Origin of the sequence: Lysinibacillus pakistanensis (genome assembly GCF_030123245.1) — a bacterium.
Classification (GTDB): Bacteria; Bacillota; Bacilli; order Bacillales_A; family Planococcaceae; genus Lysinibacillus; species Lysinibacillus pakistanensis.
In genome coordinates this window covers 1,365,841-1,383,734 of record NZ_CP126101.1, presented here as the reverse complement: position 1 = coordinate 1,383,734, position 17,894 = coordinate 1,365,841, and the positions used below count along the sequence as shown (strand labels likewise).

Below are 17,894 nucleotides of genomic sequence, written 5' to 3'. Positions count from 1 at the left end.
CCTTTTTATGACCACTCATTCCAATACAATATTTACCATAACGAAAAATAGATTAAGATGCAAGTCTATCCCTTTTTCGTTTATAATAGCATCTTAATACAGTAAGTGGGATAAAAAAACAAGTGAATAAACACGCAGTTAAAATTCAGGTGCTGATTCACTTGTTTAGGAAAGTAAAGTGGCAATCAGATTCGTTTTATTTTTGGGCAGGTTTTACAGAATTCTTGGCAGGAATTGAATAAATCCAATCTGATTTTTGTTCGGTAGTAAGTCTATACCCTTACGTTAATGCTGCTATTTCATCAGTTGTAAGATCTAAACTCACCCGATGCTTACCTTCCTACTTTCTGTCCCTTACCATGAGGAACACATAATGGCGTCCCGAAAATTGGATCTTTAATGATCGTACAGTTCATTCGAAATACATTTTGCACCATCTCCATTGTTACAACTTCCTCAGGTTTACCTTGAGCGTATATTTGCTTATCTCGTACTGCAACAATATGATGGGCATAACGACATGCCAAATTTAAATCATGTAACACCATAACAACTGTACGATTTTCTTCGACATTCAAATCAAATAGTAAGTCTAATATTTCTATTTGGTGAGCCATATCTAAATAGGTAGTTGGTTCATCTAATAAAATTAAATCCGTTTTTTGTGCTAAGGTCATCGCAATCCAAGCACGCTGTCTCTGACCACCAGACAAAGCGTCTACTGATCGATCTACAAAATCAGTCATCTGTGTTACTTCTAACGCCTTATTTACAATTTTTTCATCCTCATTAGACCACTGCTTTAACCAGCTTTGATGAGGGTAACGCCCCTGTTTAATTAATTGTAAGACTGTTAATCCTTCAGGTGCAACAGGTCCCTGTGGTAGAATCGCTAAACGCTTTGCAATATCCTTTGTGGGAATTTTTTGAATTAAGTCATCCTCTAAGAAAATTTGACCAGCTTTCGGTTTTATTAAGCGGGCAAAGGTTCGTAAAAGTGTGGATTTTCCACAACCGTTGGCACCTACCAATACGGTAATTTTTCCTTCAGGTATTTGCAAATTTAAATTCTCTAAAATTTTATTTTCCCCATAATATACGCTTAAATCATGAGCCTTTAAAACATTTTTCAAAATCCTGTCACCCTCTTTTATACTCTTTAGCTATTGTAGCTGTTGTTATAAGCATTTATTGATTGCGTGTTTTAAACAATAAATATATAAAAAATGGAGCACCGATAGCTGCTGTAAATACACCTGTTGGTAGATCTTTAGGTAAGAAGGCTGTTCGAGCCACAATATCGGCTGCTATAACAATAATGCCACCGATAATAGCCGTTACTGGAATTAAAGCGGCAAAAGAGCGTCCAACAAGCATTCTACTCATATGTGGTGCCACTAATCCGACAAAAGCAATTCCACCAGCAAAGGCTACAGCAGAACCTGCAAGCATGACACTGATTAGTAAAAAGAATAAACGATAGATTTGGACTTTTACGCCTAGTCCAATAGCAATATCATCTCCCAATTCCTTAACATTTACAATTCTAGCCATTACGAATGTCAATGGTAATAATACTAAAACCCATGGTAGCAATAGAAAAACATCTTGCATATTAGCCCCATATAAACTTCCTGTTAACCATAAATATGCTTTCGTGGTAGCAGCCACATTGCTAATAACGAGCAGCATGGTCACCATCGCTTTTGCTAGTGCCGAAATCCCAATACCAATCAACACCATACGTATAGGAGTTACACCCTTTTTCCAGGATAGAAGATAGATGATAAACGACACGATCGTAGCACTTATTATTGCTGCTAGGGGTAAAAATTGAATACTGACTGCTCCCATAAAATACACGATAAAAACAATCGCCCCAACTGATGCGCCACTAGTTACTCCAATAATATCTGGAGCTGCAAGTGGATTACGAATAATTCCTTGTAAGATTAAGCCCGCAACACCAAGTGCTGCACCGACTAATAAAGCCATCAATACTCTAGGTAGCCTTAATGTATGTAAAACAAAATTATAGTCCCCACTTCCATAGCCAAACAATTCCTGAATAACAATCCATGGATGAATAAAGTCACTGCCAGCTGATAAGCCAAGAATCGTTATTAGGGCTAATAAAAGACTCAGAATTAGAGTGATCAAGCATGTTTTTAAAGCAATTTGAAACGAAATACGATCAGATTTTGAGCGTATTGTCATGTACTTAGGCATTTTTCGCTAACCCCTTTCGTGCAATATAAATGAAGAAAGGAGCACCAATTAAAGCCGTCATAACACCAATTGGCATTTCCAATGGCATGATTATAAATCTAGCTGCTATGTCAGCCAACAGTAGAAGCGTAGCCCCAATCACCGCACTATAAGGAATAATCCAGCGAAAATCTGAACCTACAAGCCCTATTGCTATATGCGGTACAATCAGTCCAATAAAGCCAATTGAGCCCGCAACTGCTACAGAGCTACCTGCAAGCACAATAATAATTATACCCAGCGTAATTTTAGTGATAATTGTTCGCTGCCCTAACCCTTTTGCAATATCATCACCAGATTGCAAGACATTAATGGATCTTCCCATAACTATTGAAACAATGGTTGCGACTAAAATAAATGGAAGAACAGGTAAAAGCATATCAATGCTACGTCCTGACACTGACCCTGCTAACCAAAAAAGGACACTTTGTAGGCCCTGTTCATCAATCACAAGTAATCCCTGTGTAAACGATACGAATAAGGCTGTAATCGCTGCACCTGCTAATACTATTTTGATGGGTGTTAAACCATCTCTTCCTAATGATCCTAAGAAAAAAACCATTGCTCCTGCAATACCTGCCCCTAAAAAGGCAATCCACATATAACTCATTAAGGAATCTATTGAAAACAAAGTAATCGCGCTGACAATAAAAAATATAGCTCCTGCATTAATACCTAAAATATCAGGTGCCGCTAATGGATTTCTTGTTAATGCACGCATTAAAGCCCCAGCAATGGCAAGACTGGCACCAACTACCGCAGCGATAATAGCGCGTGTCAAACGAGAAGTTCTTATAATGACATGCTCGGTATTTGCATCATTAAAATGAAAAAATGCCTGATAGATAGACTCTAATGATATAGAGGTTTGACCAAGTGCAATACTTAAAATAAATGTGCAAAAAAGCAATACACAGCTTATTAGGAAGCAAATTTTTTTCATTGAGGTACTGGAAAGAATAATTCTCATTTTATGCCAACTTTCTTCATCCACAATTTATCTCGAAAACTAGCTTGCAGTTTAAATATAAAGCTTTCTATCTACAAGAAGAGGGCTGTCGCTAAAGATACAGCCCTTACTTGCCATTATTTTTCTAATTCAAATTTGTCATAAATATCATCAAGCATTAAATTAGCACTTAGAATACCACCAGCTAGATTCCAATTAATTTCATCAACCTGATATACTTGATTTGCTTTGACTGCATCAAGCTCTTTCCATAATGGATGATTTGTCCATTCTTCATAAACTTTTTTAACAGCCTCATCATTTTCCATAAACATATAAATCACATCTGCATTCATCTGTGTAATACTTTCTTTGTCCGTTAGTTTTACAATCTCTAATGAATCATCTGTTAGATTTTTAGGACCCTCGAAGCCAAGTTCTGATAAAATTGATCCTGCAAAGCCTGTAACATAAATTCGTGCATGATCTGCTCTAAAATTAACAACTGAAACATGTAGTGGCCATTGATCTCCAAGCTTTTCTTTAATTTTTGTTTGGAAATCTGCCACTCGGTTATCCCAATTTCCTAATAGCTCTTTGACCTTATCTTCTTGATTCATCGCTTGACCCATCATTTCTGCTGTTCCTTTGAAATCAAAAACAGTTTCATGGGCAACTGTTGGTGCAATTTGAGATAACTGATCATAAATTTCCTCATGACGCACTTTCGAAGCAATAATTAAATCAGGCTTAAGCTTCGCAATTTCTTCTAAATTTGGCTGTGTTTCCTGCCCAACGATTGTTACACCATCTAAATCATTTTTAAGATAGTTGTAGATAGGCGCTTCTGCCCACGACTCTACTGCACCTACTGGCTTAATCCCCATTGCAACTGCCACATCGGTAGCACCCTGATAAAGCGTTACTATTTTTGTCGGTGTTCCTTTTACGGTTGTTGTACCCATCGCATGTGTAATTTCACGACTTGCTTCCTCTGTTTTTCCTTCTTCTGATGCTTTATTTTCCTGTTCACTACTTTTTGATGTTTTATCCCCGCAAGCAGCTAGTAAAAATGCGAATGATAGTAATAATGTGAAAAGCAAATAAAAATTTCTTTTGTTAAATGTAAGTTTCGACATATATGTCCTCCCAAATAATAATCAATAATGATAATCATTATCACTAAAAGAGTATACTGTACAAAAAATGTATTTACAATATCTTTTTTTATAAAAAACGTACCTTTTTAATAATTTTAATAATATTTTATTTTTAATTGGCTGCTTATTATACAAATATACAAATTAATCTCTTTTGATAAAGAAAATCACTTGAAACAAAGGTATATATACTCATCTAAATAAGCTCTAAGGATATATTAGGCATATGTTACATAAGTTTCGATTTTCACTGATGTGTGAGATTTATCTAATAGTTAGTAGGCAAATAAATAGACCCTATCGACATATCACTCATATCTTAATAATGAACCACAACTTATTAAAACAGGAGGTAATAACCATGTTTAATCGTATGCGTCATCATGGGAAAGGTCCACATTGTTGTCCACCACAAACAATGCCAACACAATTTGATCCACCACAATTTATGCCACCAGAGCAATATGTTCGTACAAATTATATCCATACTGTCGTACCGCATGTACAACCAACACATATTACAAATGTAAATAAACATATTTTCGATCATCAATACTATTTCCCATGTACTGAATCTGTCGTGAATGAATGTTGCGAAAACCATACACTTTGCGAAATGCCACCTAACCCTTGTCACATGCCGCAGCATCACTGCCATATGTCGCACCACCACGGCCATATGCCGTATCATCACAATCATATGGGCTATTAATCAATTACATTGCGTCAATCTTGCTCAAAACGCTCCTCTTCAAAAACTATGATAGCCAAGGAGCTCTTAATTAAATAACCATTCATCTCGCCACTTAATTAATACTCTGCTTGAATCAAGATAAAAAAAAGCGATGAGGTTGTTAAACGCCTCATCGCTTTTTGTGCTTTTTATATGTCTGTAAAAAACCGAGTATCCTCTATTAGATACTCGGTTAATCTTAATTAGTACATTTTTAAATATTGGTCACGTTCCCATTGATGGACAGTAGTGCGATACATATCAAACTCAATTTCTTTTGCTTCTTTGAAGTTTGCATAGATATGCTCACCTAACGCTTCTTGCGCTACTTTGTCTTTAGCAAGTAATGTTAATGCATCATCAAGAGCTGGTGGCAAGTTTTCAATTCCGTTTGCTTTACGTTCTTCTTCAGACATCACATAAATGTTACGGTTAATTGCAGCTGGTGGAGTTAGATTTTGACGAATCCCTTCTAGACCCGCTTCTAAAATAACAGCCATTGCTAAATAAGGATTTGCGGCTGGGTCCACAGAACGTACCTCTACACGTGTTGACAGACCACGAGCTGATGGAATACGAATTAATGGTGAACGGTTTTGCGCTGACCATGCCACATAACATGGTGCTTCATAACCAGGAACAAGACGTTTATAAGAGTTAACTGTAGGGTTTGTTACAGCTGTGAAGCCTTGAACATGCGCAAGAACGCCTGCCATGAATTGCATAGCTGTTTCAGAAAGACCTAATTCAGTCGATTCATCATAGAAAGCATTTTCTTTGCCTTTAAACAATGAAACATTGAAGTGCATCCCAGAGCCAGCTTCACCGTATAATGGTTTTGGCATGAAAGTAGCGTGTAAGCCGTGTTTACGTGCAATTGTTTTTACAACTAATTTGAACGTTTGGATATTATCACAAGCTGTGATAGCATCTGCATATTTAAAGTCAATTTCGTGTTGTCCAGGAGCTACCTCATGGTGAGAAGCTTCAATTTCAAAGCCCATCTCTTCTAGCTCTAATACGATATCACGACGGCAATTTTCACCAAGATCAGTTGGCGCTAAGTCAAAGTAACCACCGTGGTCATTAACCTCTAATGTTGGTTCGCCTTTTGCATCTAATTTGAATAAGAAGAACTCTGGCTCAGGTCCTAAATTGAAGCTTGTGAAGCCCATATCCTCCATTTTTCTTAGGATACGTTTTAGGTTGTTACGTGGGTCACCAGCAAATGGTTCGCCTTTCGCAGTGTATACATCACAAATGAAGCGTGCTACTTTCCCTTTTTCAGAAGTCCAAGGGAACACCACGAAGGAATCTAGATCAGGATATAAATACATATCTGATTCTTCAATACGAACGAAGCCTTCAATAGATGAACCATCAAACATCATTTTATTTTCTAGCGCTTTGTCTAATTGGCTTACAGGAATCTCAACGTTTTTAATTGTGCCAAGTATATCCGTAAATTGTAGACGAATAAAGCTTACGTTTTTTTCCTCGATAAGACGTTTAATGTCCTCTTTTGTGTATTTACCCACAGTTTTCCACACTCCTATAATTTGTCTAGCTTTTATCTTTACCCTACCCTATTAAAGGCTTTTAATAGAATCGGGATAAATCCCCACGTCGGATGGATGATTTTTGCATGCGCTGTGCTTGACGCATTTCCTCACGCATGATACGACGTAATTCTGAGTCACTTAAATCCGGCTCATCTGTCGTCACAGGGTTATTCTTTTTAGCAAATAATTTTTTAATCTTTGCCATATTCATGCCCTGTTCTAAGTAATCTTTAATTTCTAGCAATGTATCGACGTCATTTAATGAGAACATTCGACGATTGCCTTCTGTTCGGTGCGGCTCAATTAAATGGTGTTCTTCATAATAACGAATTTGGCGTGCCGAAAGCTCGGTCAATTGCATCACGATACTCATAGATAATAACGGCATAGTTCGTCTAATTTCACGACTCATTTAAGTCCCCTCCAATACCCGCTAATCATATAACGAAATTTTTACACTGTCAACAAATATGTAAGGTTTCCTGACATCGTTTTTTAATATTTTTTTGACTGCTACAAAATTGTAAAAAAACTATTCAAAATAACGATTTGAATAGTTTTTCGTAATATTAAAAAAATGGCCAAGGGAATTTTTATGAATATTAAATCAAAATAAAGGTGATTTCCGTTCCAGGCTACTCGCTTTGTTGCTGACGCACAGAGCAAAGCTTCCTGTGGGCGAGCGACGAGCCGCTTCCTTCGCTGACGCCCCGTGTAGGGTCTCGTCTGTCCCACGGGAGTCGAGTAGCCTTGCACTCCAATCAATAATAGTGTATAATTTCAAACATTTTCTTCCTGCAAAAGTAAAGCAAAGGCATTTACATAAAGCCACTAATTGCTGCCGCTCTGCTTTTTCATAGAAAAAGTGAAATTCAATAGGAATTTACTTTTTATTTGGCACCTTGATTTCATTGACCTAACAGAATAGTTTTTCACTTACCTATTTTTGAATTTTTTGAACCGCACTACAAATAGCAAATTTTACATGCTCATATGTGAGTCCGCCTTGAATAAATGCCGTATATGGCGGGCGAATAGGACCATCTGCTGTAAGCTCAATACTGGAGCCCTGAATAAAGGTACCTGCCGCCATTATGACATCATCCTCATAGCCTGGCATATAGGCTGGCTCTGGTGCGTAATGGGCATTGATTGGTGAATTTGCTTGGATTTCGCGACAAAAGGCAATCATTTGTTCAGCCGTTTGGAATGAAACAGATTGAATTAAATCCGTTCGTTTCGCATCATAGCGTGGAGATGTAGACATACCAACTTCTTCTAGCATTGCCGCTGTGAAAATTGCGCCTTTTAATGCTTGTGCTACAACGTGTGGCGCTAGGAAAAAGCCCTGATAAAAATCGCCAAGCGTATTTAGTGTTGCACCTGCTTCAGCACCAATACCCGGTGACGTCATACGATAGGCACATTTTTCAACTAAATCGGCACGACCAGCAATATAGCCACCAATTTTGGCTAAGCCACCGCCTGGATTTTTAATCAGAGAGCCTGCCATTAAATCTGCCCCTACCTCTGTCGGTTCCTGAGCCTCCACAAATTCTCCATAGCAATTATCGACAAAGATGATCGCCTGTGGTGCTAATTCACGGATTTTCACACACAATGAAGTAATTTCTTCAATAGTAAAGGATGGACGTGATGCATAGCCCTTTGAACGTTGAATGGCAATCATTTTTGTATTCTCTGTAATAGCAGCCGCTACCCCGTCCCAATCAATCAGTTGATTTTCCATTAAATCTACATGGCGATAGCCAATTTTATAATCCTTTAATGAGCCGGTATCCTTATCACCGCCATCTACTATGGATTGTAATGTATCATATGGTTGACCTGAAATATACAGCAATTCATCACCCGGTCGCAGCACGCCGAATAGACTAAGCGTAATGGCATGTGTCCCCGAAATAATCTGCGGACGTACAATGGCAGCCTCCGCTCCGAAAACCTCTGCATAAACACGCTCTAAATTGTCACGTCCCTCATCATCATAACCATATCCATTAGAAGGGTGTAAATGATAGTCACTCACTTGATGCTTCCTAAAAGCTGCAAGCACCTTTTGTTGATTAAAGAACGCCATCTCGTCTACCTTCCTTTGAAACGGGCGAACCTTTTCCTCTATTTTGGTAGCTAATGCTAACGTTTCTTCTGTTAAATTCGTTGTAAAAGTCATGCATTCTTCTCCATTCACATTTGTTCAATTGCGGGCACCTACACCCACAAATTGAAGTTTTCACTTTCTCCTATCTCATCTTAACAATTTGTAGATGTGTCTGCAAAACTTGCCTATTGTTTCTACTCGCAATTTGCGCTAAGCTAATGTGCGGACTTCTTTCATTATTTTTGAAATTTCATAGATTCTCTTACATTTAATAGAATTTTTTAACTTTAATGAGAAAGTACATTATTTTTCAGAAGGGGTGAAAGGGATGGCTTGGGAGGTTTTCAGTATTATCGGAACAATTGCCTTTGCTATTTCTGGGGCAATTATCGCCATGGAGGAAGAATACGATTTATTCGGTGTTTATATACTCGGTATTGTCACTGCCTTTGGTGGTGGAGCAATTCGTAACTTACTTATTGGCCTGCCTGTTACAACATTATGGGGACAGGATATGATGTTCCAAATTGCACTTGCGGCGATTACTATATTTTTTATTTTTCCACATCATCTAATTCAGCATTGGCATCGCTGGGGAAACTTTACGGATGCCATTGGCTTATCGGCATTTGCTATTCAAGGTGCCCTCTATGCTGTAAAGCTCGACATGCCTATTAGTGCAGTTATTGTAGCTGCTGTCTTAACTGGTTCAGGAGGCGGCATAGTTCGAGATCTATTAGCAAGACGCAAGCCTCTCGTATTACGTGATGAAATTTACGGGGTTTGGGCAGCTCTTGCAGGACTCATGATTGGTCTAGAAGTATTGACAGGCGACCTCTTTTTATATGGATTATTTGGTATAATAACAGTGCTAAGAATTTTTTCCTATATGAAGAAATGGCGTTTGCCTTTACGAAAGCTCAATCGGGCATAGCCATTTTATAAATAGTAACAAGCCCACATAGTTCGAATATATGGGCTTGTTATACTTTTTGTTACGATCTATTCTTTCGATTCTACTAGCACTACAGATTCCTCAAGTGTTGCCATATTTTTCATCATTGAGCATGCTGCATCTAAAATTGGAAAGGCTAAAGCTGCACCAGAGCCTTCTCCTAAACGCATATTCATATGTAGCATTGGTTCTACCCCTAGCAACTTGGCTGCTATTTTAGCCCCTGGTTCTTCTGAGGCATGGGAAGGAATGATGTAGTCCTTTACTTTTGGCTCAAGCTCAAAGGCAATGAGAGCAGCAACCGTAGAAATAAAGCCATCAATTACAACAGGTTTGCGATTTGCAGCAGCCGCAAGTACAATTCCAGCCATAGCACCTATTTCTAAGCCACCAACTTTTGCAAGAATATCAATAGCATCGTGGCGATTAGGCTTGTTTAGTGCAATAGCATGTTGAATAACCTCCACCTTATGCGTAATTCCCCCAGCTCCAACACCTGCACCTAGTCCTGTTACTATATTTGGATGACAGGCATGAAGCACGGATAGGATAGCCGCACTTGGTGTTGTATTCCCAATACCCATTTCACCAGTTCCAAGAACATCTGCTCCGTTTCTTATTTCGTTCGTTGCAACTTCAATTCCTACTTCGATGGATTGAATAGCTTCCTCTCTTGACATAGCTGGACCCTTTGCCATGTTGTCTGTCCCATATTTAATTTTCTTTAGAATGACACCAGCATCAAGCGGTACATCTTCTTTTACACCAACATCGACCGTTATAATTTTAGCATTGGTTATGCTGGCGATTGCACAAACACCCGTAAGCCCTTTTGGAAAATTCAATGTTTGTAAAAATGTGACCTTTTGTGGATTTGAAGTTACATCTTCCTCACAAACACCGTGATCTGCTGCACAGACAATAATTGCTTTACTCTCAATTTTAGGAAATAATTCTCCTGTAATACCAGCAAGCTGTACAGCAAGATTCTCCAATTTCCCCAAGCTTCCAGGTGGCTTGCTCAGAGAGTCTATATATTCCCTAGCTTTCTCCATCATACGGCTATCCGCATTTTGAATTTTTTTAATCGTGTGCTGTAATAATTGCATGAAACTATTCCCCTTTCAATCTTTCGAGACAATATAAAAAGCCTGCAGTTTATTCATGACAAATAAACTACAGACTTTTCCATCGTCTATATAATCGAAGCAATTAGGCAGGTCTCCTGGCTCAATTTCAACATTTCATAGAACCTTCCCAGCACCATGCTAGTGGCATTCTCTATGAAACTCCTTTTTACAGTGGTGGGACCGCTAAAGACTTTCACTTTATTCCCTATTCTCCCTCAATGGGCACCCAATGCTATTATGCAATTTCTTTTAATTTACTGTAAAGATATCTTACTGTCAATATGACACCTTTAAAGCAAAATTAGACTTCTTTCTGATCTATTTCACTAATAAATGTCGCGCCAAGCAATAGAATAGCTCCTATTATTTGCAGCATAGTCATTTTTTCTCCTATAATCATCGTTGAGATTACCAATGACGTTAGAGGGTCAATATAGCTTAAAATGGCTATGCTTTGCCCCTTTAAATGACTCATTCCCAAAAAGAAAAGATAGAAGCCTATACCGGCATGGACAATGCCCAATGCTATTAGTAAACTAATGGATTTTATATCGATATACATGATTTGAAATCCAGTTGTTCCATAAAGATAAAGTGCTAGAAATAACGCTGCTAAAGAAAGCTGCAGAATTGTGTTTGCCGGCTCTTTAAGTCCATGAATATACTTATTTACAAATGTTACCAACGTATAGAAACATGCTGCAATAAGCCCATACAATATGCCGATATCTTGCCCTTTTTCTTCTGTAGCTTGGCTATGGACAATAAAGAATAATCCAACTAATGCCACACATACATAGAAAATTTTTCTTAGATACAGTTTTTCCTTTAATATAATTGGTGATAAACAAATCACTAAAACTGGCGCAAAATAATAGCTAAGCGCTGCATTGGCAATGGTTGTTTCTTTGTATGCTTGAAATAGAAAAATCCAATTCCCACATAACGCTACACTAGATAGCAGCAATGGCCATATATTAGGCAAAATGGATGCTTTCGTTATTTTTTCTTTCTTAACGATGAAAATTATCAATAAAAAACTAGAGCCAATAACACTCATCCAGAAGGCAATTTCACTAGATGGCAGGTGTATATATTTAGCAAAAATACCGACAGCCCCAAAGATAATCATGGATAAAACAAATGCAAATTTTCCGCTCACTTCTGATTCCTACTTTCTACTTATATAGTTTTTAGCCTATACAGTAGAATCTATTGCAAGAAGAGCAAGCTAGTGTGGAATGCCTTAAACAGTAGACTCTACTGTCAAGACATTGTTGGAGGCGCTATTGATCGGAACATATTACTCATCCTTTCTATTTTCAACTCGGTCATTCTATACTTATTTTACCAAAACCCAATTGATTTAAATAGTTCGATATTTGGCTGGTTTCATTCCTTAAATACTTTAATAAAATACTCCCCATTACTATAGCCCACTAACGAAGCAATTTCATTATTTCTATGAACTAGTAGCGCTTTGCCTTATCAAATGCCTGATAAATAATTTAAATCCATCTAAGGTTCATCAAAATGCGTATAAATATAATCGATTATTTTTTTACCTGTTAGTGTTATGTATCTTAATAAGATATACGATGAAGACCGCTTTCATCGTGTAGCTTTCTAATACTCCGAAATTTTATAATGACTATAGCGATTATTCCCTATCTTTTCAAACTTCAACGCTTTTATAATACGGTAGGCAATATACTTGCTTGGTATATTGAATTCTTGGCATAAAGTGGTTGTAGAAACATAGCTTTCCCGTAAAAGTCGATAATCCTGTAATGCTTGTAAAAAAGCCTCATTATTTTCTACACCGCAGCTTCGACAAAGCCAAGAGCCATGCCTATAAAACATGCTCTTCTCATAGGCACACTTTGGACAAAGAACACCTGACCTCCATTCATCTTCCATCAGTTTTTGTTCCCATAATTTATCTTGACGAATAGATTTTGAGTGCTTAAGCAATCTCTGAAAATCACTCTTTTCTAATGATCGTTGACCAAAATGCTGTAGCTGTTGCCATAAGAAATAAGGTAAACCCACACTATGCATAATTGGACATTCTGTGCTTAATTGACCAATTATGGTAGAAGGATTTGCAATTACGATCACCTTCACAATTGGGAGCTCTATATTTAGTTGCTTTAATAATATTTGGAAATAGCTTTGATGCCGAAATAGTTGATCTACTGGATAGATTAAACTGTCTATTTTTCCATCCGAAGTTGTACGAATACATTGTCTCTTTACATCATCAAAATCAAGTTTTCCTAAAATATTTTTAATTTCGATTAAGCATAGAAAATGTGGTGTCACAAATAGTGTATCGATTTGATGTGTAAAACCTGAATTATTGATAAAACAATAATCATAGAATATTTGATGAGGGAAAGTGAAGTTCATTTCTTGCCAAAGCGATTAACTCGGAGCTCACCTTGAAAACCAGCACTCAATTTTCGATGTAACTCTTGAAAATACGGATAATTTAGGGATGTTTTCTGCAGTCTGCGTAATATCGCTTCAAGCTTTAACAGTTTGTGGGGCTTTTTTGGTTGGGTTGTTTGCAATTTATCACACCTTTCTTGTATCTATCATATCAGCTAGAATGAATTGTGTTCAATCGAGTGTTTTTCTCTTGCTATCAAGCACAAGTGGCCTTCTATCTAGCATAAATACTAATCAATTCTGCACATATTCCCCTCAATTCAGCACTCCCCCATCAAAACATAAATTCCTACTTGTATTCGACAAAAAAAAGCCTCCGCATACTAAAGCGAAGGCTTCAAAATCAATGTTATTTAAACTCTAACTCGCCATCATAGGCAAGCATACCACCTTCAAGGTTTGTTACATCAAAGCCTTGAGCTTCTAGATATGAGCAAGCATTTGCTGAACGACCGCCAGCCTTGCAAACAATAATATATGGTTTCGTCTCATCTAATTCCTCTAGGCGTTCTGGAATTGTTCCAAGCGCTATATGCTGAGCACCAGGAATCATACCTTGAGCTACCTCATCATCCTCACGAACATCTATAATGTAAAGATCTTCATTAGCGTCTAATAGTTCTAATAATTGCGTTGTATCCATTGATTTCATAAAAGTTTGTCCTCCAAAATATCAATTTCCTATTATATTATAGCTCGAAGGCAAAAAAACAGCTAGTGTCATGAACACTAACTGTTTTCATATCATATTTACACGCTTTTATTGCTCTGTTTCTAAAAAATCTACTTGCTTTACAGGAACGAATGTAGAAATAGCGTGTTTGTAAATAAGGTGCTGCTTACTTTCGGCATCAATTAACAACACTGTAAAATTATCATAGGATTTTACAGTTCCTTTTAATTGAAAGCCGTTTAAAAGAAACACAGTTACAAATACACTGTTTTTACGTAGATGGTTCAAGAACGTATCTTGCAAATTAATTGACTTCATCAAAAATACCTCCCTACTCTCTTTCTACCTCTTCATTCCTATAGTAGCATGTTCTACCATTTTAGCAATTAGTAATTTTTAGAAATTATGCATTCTAATGTGGAAGTTTTAAATTTGTTCACCATTTGAAATAAAATAGATATCCATCTTATTACGGAAATAGGTTAATTGTCTTTTGGCATAGCGACGAGAATTTTGTTTTAAGCTTTCAAGTGCTTCATCAAGTGAGCATTTACCATCCAAATAATCATACAATTCCTTATAACCAATCGCTTGAATGGATTGTACACCTCGAATATTTTGCTGCCATAACCCCTTTACTTCCTCTAATAAACCGTTGTCCATCATCACATCAACACGATGGTTAATTCGATCATATAGCTCTTCTCGAGACATATGTTGACCAAGCCCTAAAACAACGTGGTTATAGAGAGGGATCTCTCCACGATTATGTGCCTCGGAAGCCTTAGAAACACCACTTAGCTCAATCATCTCTAATGCTCGTATCACACGGCGCGTATTATTGGGATGGATGGACTCTGCAGTTTGTGGGTCAAGCTTCTCTAGCTTCGCATGCATTGCCTCAGGGCCTAATTTTTCCAGCTCTTCATAATAAGCCTTCCGTGCCACCTCATCTACCTGCTCCTCTGTAAATTGAAAATCATAGAGCACTGCCTGCACATATAAACCAGAGCCCCCTACTATAATAGGTAGCTTCTCCCGTGCTCGAATTTCTGCAATTTTCGTTCGTACCATTCTTTGATAGTCTGCTACTGAAAAAGCCTCCGTTGGCTCCTTAAAGCTAAGTAAATGATGTGGTACACCCTCCATCTCTTCCTCGGTAATTTTAGCCGTACCAATATCTAAGCCTCGATAGACCTGCATGGAGTCACCGTTTATAATTTCACCATTATATTTTTTGGCTAGCTTAATACTTAATGCTGTTTTACCTGAAGCAGTTGGGCCAACAATTGCGATGACCTCTGCCTGTCTTATTTTATCTTGTATCATTTTTTTCTAACCACCGTAATAAAACTTGATAGACTGCCTCTTGGTTATCCTCGTTTAAAATTTCATGGCGCTTATCCTCAAATAAATAGACTGTCACATTCTGCAAGCCTGCCACAGCGAATTGCTCAGCAACAGCATAAATACCCTGCCCTTGATCTCCTACTGGATCCTTACTACCACTGATCAAAAGAATAGGAAGATCTTTTCTTACTTTTGCCATTTCATTTTTTCGATTTAAGGTCATAAAACCTGTTGTCAAATCTACAAAAAATTGATTTGTTGGGATAAAGCCACAATATGGATCATCTATATATTTTTGTACCTCGTTTTCAACAGAGCATAACCAATCATACGCCGTCTTCGAATTGGGAAATTGCTTATTAAAGCTTCCAAAGCTCAGCTTATTTAATAGCTTGCTTTCTGTCTCTTTTCCAAGCTGCTTCGCTAAGGCTCTCGCTACCATATTTCCCATCGCATGCAAGGTTGTCACATGCCCTGTTCCACAAAGAATTACCCTATCAACATGGCGGCTGTACAGTTGTATATATCTTCTCGTAATAAACGATCCCATACTATGTCCAAATAGTATGAAAGGGACATCTGCAAACTGTTCATGTAATGCTGTAACTACCTCATGAACATCCTCTACGACTCGATCAAACCCATTTTGTTCAGCAAAAAACCCTAATGTACCATTATAGCCTGCCGTTTCGCCATGCCCTCGATGATCATGCATAGTCACTGCATACCCTGCTGTCGTTAGTGCGCTAGCAAACTTTATATAGCGCCCACTATGCTCCGCCATGCCGTGTAAAATATGAATATGGCCAATACATGTACTTGACGGCTGTAATGTACGCGTAAAGACAAAATGGCCGTCTGACATTTCAATGTAACGTTCCATTTCCCTACACTCCCTCTTCCACAAAATTTGTTGCATCTAAAATGGCCTGCTCTAGATGAGCAATATACATGTTTTTTTGTGGCTCTGTATAATGTAAGCGTTGCTGCATCACTTGAATAACCTGTTGTTTATAACGTTTAACAGCATCGATATCAAAGTATAACAAGCCTGTACGACGAATAAAGAAGTCACTTGGGGTGTATACCATCTCTGCCTCAATACCATAGAGCAGCATTGCATGGAGAGCAAGTGGCATCGTACTACCATGCTCATGTAAATATTTCACCTGATCAAACAATGCATCGACATTTGTGCCATATTTTTGAACAAGCATTTTTGCTTCATCATAGTTTAGCCCGTACTGAACGCCTTCTCTTGCTTTATAGGCTGTATAATCGGGGAAATTAACCGCATTGATGCCCTTTGCACCAGAAAGTGATAACTCACGTGTTATACATGGACTTGCATGCTTATATTTATGTGTTTTGACAATTTTATCTACAATTGTTTCTGCCATTTGACGATAGCCTGTTAATTTTCCACCAGCAATTGTCATGAGTCCACTTGGAGCCGTCCATATTTCATCCTTTCGAGAGATTTCAGACGGATTCTTTCCTTTTTCAAAAATAAGTGGACGTATGCCAGCCCAGGAAGATTCAATTGTTTCTCTTGAGATTTTCGCTGTTGGAAAAACAGTTTTTGCCGCAGCAATTAAATAATCAACATCCTCTTGTGTCGCAAAAGGATGTGCTATGTCCCCTTCGTATTCTGTATCGGTAGTACCTACATAGGTTTTGCCATCGCGTGGAATAGCAAAGGCCATGCGACCATCCATGATATCGAAGTACACCGCTTGCTTTAACGGGAAATCCTTTTGATCTAGAACAATATGGACCCCTTTCGTGAGTCGTAATTGCTTTTTGTCTGCCACTTTATCCTTTTGACGGACTGCATCCACCCATGGTCCTGTTGCATTGACAATTTGCGCAGCATGCACTTCTATCGTTTTTCCTGTTATATGATCCTTAACTTGCACACCTACAAGCTTTTTCTTATGATATAAAAATTCTGTCATCTCGGCATAATTAATGCATAATGCTCCATATTCCACTGCTTTTTTCAGAACCTCAATGGTAAGACGTGCATCATCTGTCCGATATTCAACATAATAGCCTCCACCGACCAGCTCATCTTGATTGAGTAAAGGCTCAAGTGCTGAAGTTTCCTGTGCACTTAGCATTGTTCTACGCTCATTCTTCTTGACACCTGCTAAGCGATCATAGACCTTCAAAGCTAATGATGTAGTTAAAGGACCAAGTGAGCCTTTTTTATATAATGGTAGAAGCATCTTTTCAGGTGTTGTCACATGTACGGCGTTATCGTATACAATTTCCCGTTCACGCCCAACCTCAGCCACTACGCTTACATCAAATTGCTTTAAATATCGAAGTCCCCCATGAATAAGCTTTGTAGAGCGACTTGAGGTGCCAGCAGAAAAATCCTGCATCTCAATCAAAGCAACTGACAGCCCTCTAGATGCAGCATCGAGTGCGATACCTGCACCTGTAATACCGCCACCAATGATTAAGACGTCAAAGCTATATTGTTCTAAAAAATGCATAATTTTAGGACGATGCTCAAATGAAAACATATCTTAT

General features: G+C 38.0%; 17 protein-coding genes and 1 riboswitch. Of the genes, 2 read left to right on the top strand and 15 right to left on the bottom strand.

Annotated features, from left to right (window positions below; genetic code table 11):
* Positions 1–332 precede the first annotated feature (332 nt).
* The 4 genes from QNH24_RS06450 to QNH24_RS06435 all read right to left on the bottom strand — a co-directional run bounded on the left by QNH24_RS06450 (position 333) and on the right by QNH24_RS06435 (position 4,356).
* The gene (locus QNH24_RS06450) at positions 333–1,133 is read right to left on the bottom strand and encodes an ABC transporter ATP-binding protein (protein WP_283871266.1); all 801 of its coding nucleotides are present in this window, start codon (positions 1,131–1,133) and stop codon (positions 333–335) included.
* 55 nt (positions 1,134–1,188) lie between these two features.
* Complete coding sequence (locus tag QNH24_RS06445) at positions 1,189–2,229, bottom strand: FecCD family ABC transporter permease (protein WP_283871265.1); 1,041 nt, start codon at positions 2,227–2,229, stop codon at positions 1,189–1,191.
* The gene (locus tag QNH24_RS06440) at positions 2,222–3,238 is read right to left on the bottom strand and encodes a FecCD family ABC transporter permease (protein ID WP_283871264.1); all 1,017 of its coding nucleotides are present in this window, start codon (positions 3,236–3,238) and stop codon (positions 2,222–2,224) included. The genes QNH24_RS06445 and QNH24_RS06440 overlap by 8 nt, the downstream gene beginning before the upstream one ends.
* Positions 3,239–3,354: 116 nt before the next feature.
* Complete coding sequence (locus QNH24_RS06435; protein ID WP_283871263.1) at positions 3,355–4,356, bottom strand: ABC transporter substrate-binding protein; 1,002 nt, start codon at positions 4,354–4,356, stop codon at positions 3,355–3,357.
* Positions 4,357–4,738: 382 nt separating this feature from the next.
* Between QNH24_RS06435 and QNH24_RS06430 the strand changes: the two genes are divergently transcribed.
* Positions 4,739–5,089: a CotD family spore coat protein gene (locus QNH24_RS06430; RefSeq protein ID WP_283871262.1), complete on the top strand. Its 351-nt coding sequence runs from the start codon at positions 4,739–4,741 to the stop codon at positions 5,087–5,089.
* A 224-nt stretch (positions 5,090–5,313) separates the two neighbouring features.
* On the opposite strand, the gene glnA is transcribed toward QNH24_RS06430, so the two are convergent.
* From glnA to QNH24_RS06415, 3 genes are all read right to left on the bottom strand, one after another.
* Complete coding sequence (gene glnA, locus QNH24_RS06425) at positions 5,314–6,648, bottom strand: type I glutamate--ammonia ligase (protein WP_283871261.1); 1,335 nt, start codon at positions 6,646–6,648, stop codon at positions 5,314–5,316.
* A gap of 61 nt (positions 6,649–6,709) precedes the next feature.
* Complete coding sequence (locus QNH24_RS06420; RefSeq protein WP_283871260.1) at positions 6,710–7,084, bottom strand: MerR family transcriptional regulator; 375 nt, start codon at positions 7,082–7,084, stop codon at positions 6,710–6,712.
* A gap of 528 nt (positions 7,085–7,612) precedes the next feature.
* Positions 7,613–8,863 carry a methionine gamma-lyase family protein gene (locus tag QNH24_RS06415; RefSeq protein ID WP_283934526.1) on the bottom strand — a complete coding sequence of 417 codons (1,251 nt, stop codon included), beginning with the start codon at positions 8,861–8,863 and terminating at the stop codon, positions 7,613–7,615.
* A gap of 256 nt (positions 8,864–9,119) precedes the next feature.
* On the opposite strand from QNH24_RS06415, the gene QNH24_RS06410 reads away from it, so the two are divergent.
* A complete protein-coding gene (locus QNH24_RS06410; RefSeq protein WP_283871258.1) occupies positions 9,120–9,725 on the top strand; it encodes a trimeric intracellular cation channel family protein in 606 nt (201 codons plus the stop codon).
* Between the two features lie 68 nt (positions 9,726–9,793).
* Here QNH24_RS06410 and cobT read toward each other — a convergent pair whose 3' ends face one another.
* The 8 genes from cobT to QNH24_RS06370 all read right to left on the bottom strand — a co-directional run bounded on the left by cobT (position 9,794) and on the right by QNH24_RS06370 (position 17,887).
* On the bottom strand, positions 9,794–10,855 hold the full coding sequence (cobT, locus tag QNH24_RS06405) for a nicotinate-nucleotide--dimethylbenzimidazole phosphoribosyltransferase (protein ID WP_283871257.1): 1,062 nt from the start codon (positions 10,853–10,855) through the stop codon (positions 9,794–9,796).
* An 89-nt stretch (positions 10,856–10,944) separates the two neighbouring features.
* A riboswitch (cobalamin riboswitch) is annotated at positions 10,945–11,121 on the bottom strand.
* 56 nt (positions 11,122–11,177) lie between these two features.
* Positions 11,178–12,038 (bottom strand): DMT family transporter, encoded by an 861-nt coding sequence (locus QNH24_RS06400; protein ID WP_283871256.1) that lies wholly within the window; start codon positions 12,036–12,038, stop codon positions 11,178–11,180.
* Between the two features lie 464 nt (positions 12,039–12,502).
* Positions 12,503–13,288, bottom strand: coding sequence for a nuclease-related domain-containing protein (locus QNH24_RS06395; RefSeq protein WP_283871255.1), 786 nt, complete (start codon positions 13,286–13,288; stop codon positions 12,503–12,505).
* 391 nt (positions 13,289–13,679) lie between these two features.
* The gene (locus QNH24_RS06390; protein WP_054770661.1) at positions 13,680–13,982 is read right to left on the bottom strand and encodes a rhodanese-like domain-containing protein; all 303 of its coding nucleotides are present in this window, start codon (positions 13,980–13,982) and stop codon (positions 13,680–13,682) included.
* A gap of 108 nt (positions 13,983–14,090) precedes the next feature.
* Positions 14,091–14,321, bottom strand: a complete 231-nt coding sequence (gene hfq, locus QNH24_RS06385; RefSeq protein ID WP_054770660.1) for an RNA chaperone Hfq — start codon at positions 14,319–14,321, stop codon at positions 14,091–14,093.
* 108 nt (positions 14,322–14,429) lie between these two features.
* On the bottom strand, positions 14,430–15,332 hold the full coding sequence (gene miaA / locus QNH24_RS06380) for a tRNA (adenosine(37)-N6)-dimethylallyltransferase MiaA (protein WP_283871254.1): 903 nt from the start codon (positions 15,330–15,332) through the stop codon (positions 14,430–14,432).
* On the bottom strand, positions 15,319–16,236 hold the full coding sequence (locus QNH24_RS06375; protein ID WP_283871253.1) for an alpha/beta fold hydrolase: 918 nt from the start codon (positions 16,234–16,236) through the stop codon (positions 15,319–15,321). The genes miaA and QNH24_RS06375 overlap by 14 nt, the downstream gene beginning before the upstream one ends.
* 4 nt (positions 16,237–16,240) lie before the next feature.
* Positions 16,241–17,887 (bottom strand): glycerol-3-phosphate dehydrogenase/oxidase, encoded by a 1,647-nt coding sequence (locus QNH24_RS06370; protein WP_283871252.1) that lies wholly within the window; start codon positions 17,885–17,887, stop codon positions 16,241–16,243.
* Positions 17,888–17,894: the final 7 nt, after the last annotated feature.